The organism is Mesobacillus stamsii (genome assembly GCF_030814065.1).
In the GTDB taxonomy this organism is placed as follows: Bacteria; Bacillota; Bacilli; order Bacillales; family Cytobacillaceae; genus Mesobacillus; species Mesobacillus stamsii.
Window position 1 is genome coordinate 1 of sequence record NZ_JAUSUN010000068.1, and the last position, 1,145, is coordinate 1,145.

The 1,145-nt window shown below is 51.3% G+C and carries 2 tRNA genes and 2 rRNA genes; all 4 read left to right on the forward strand.

Annotated features, from left to right (window positions below):
* Positions 1-530, forward strand: a 16S ribosomal RNA gene (locus J2S25_RS19985); the annotation flags it as partial.
* Positions 531-688: 158 nt separating this feature from the next.
* Positions 689-765: transfer RNA gene (locus J2S25_RS19990), tRNA-Ile, on the forward strand.
* Between the two features lie 19 nt (positions 766-784).
* Positions 785-860 (forward strand) — tRNA-Ala (locus J2S25_RS19995).
* Positions 861-1,050: 190 nt separating this feature from the next.
* A 23S ribosomal RNA gene (locus tag J2S25_RS20000) occupies positions 1,051-1,145 on the forward strand; the annotation flags it as partial.

Sequence of the window (1,145 nt, forward strand, 5' to 3'; positions counted from 1 at the left end):
CGTTCCCCTTCGGGGGACAGAGTGACAGGTGGTGCATGGTTGTCGTCAGCTCGTGTCGTGAGATGTTGGGTTAAGTCCCGCAACGAGCGCAACCCTTGATCTTAGTTGCCAGCATTCAGTTGGGCACTCTAAGGTGACTGCCGGTGACAAACCGGAGGAAGGTGGGGATGACGTCAAATCATCATGCCCCTTATGACCTGGGCTACACACGTGCTACAATGGATGGAACAAAGGGCAGCGAAGCCGCGAGGTGAAGCCAATCCCATAAAACCATTCTCAGTTCGGATTGCAGGCTGCAACTCGCCTGCATGAAGCCGGAATCGCTAGTAATCGCGGATCAGCATGCCGCGGTGAATACGTTCCCGGGCCTTGTACACACCGCCCGTCACACCACGAGAGTTTGTAACACCCGAAGTCGGTGGGGTAACTAGGGGTAACCTTGGAGCCAGCCGCCTAAGGTGGGACAGATGATTGGGGTGAAGTCGTAACAAGGTAGCCGTATCGGAAGGTGCGGCTGGATCACCTCCTTTCTAAGGATATTGCCGTAAAGGCAATCGGAATGCGAATCTTAGGATTCGTACTGTGGATGTAATCCGTTTTTAGCGGATGTAATCCACATTCAGCGGATGTAATCCGCTTAGTTGGCTCGCTTGTTTGTTTAGTTTTGAGGGAGCGATTCCTCATAGATGGGCCTATAGCTCAGCTGGTTAGAGCGCACGCCTGATAAGCGTGAGGTCGGTGGTTCGAGTCCACTTAGGCCCACCATGTTCACTATTTCATAAATGGGGCCTTAGCTCAGCTGGGAGAGCGCCTGCCTTGCACGCAGGAGGTCAGCGGTTCGATCCCGCTAGGCTCCACCAAGCATTTGTTCCTTGAAAACTAGATAATCGTAAGGAAGAAGAACCAAGAAAAACCGAGTGGGAATAATGTTTATTATTCCTTGATTGCCATTTTAGTTTTCCTTCTTTCTGAAAAGAAGAGGGATGACCAAGAAAAGGTGAATCAGCAGCTGACGAAGAGATTCGAAGCTGATCCTTCACCGAAAACATTGGTTAAGTTAGAAAGGGCGCACGGTGGATGCCTTGGCACTAGGAGCCGATGAAGGACGGGACTAACACCGATATGCTTCGGGGAGCTGTAAGTAA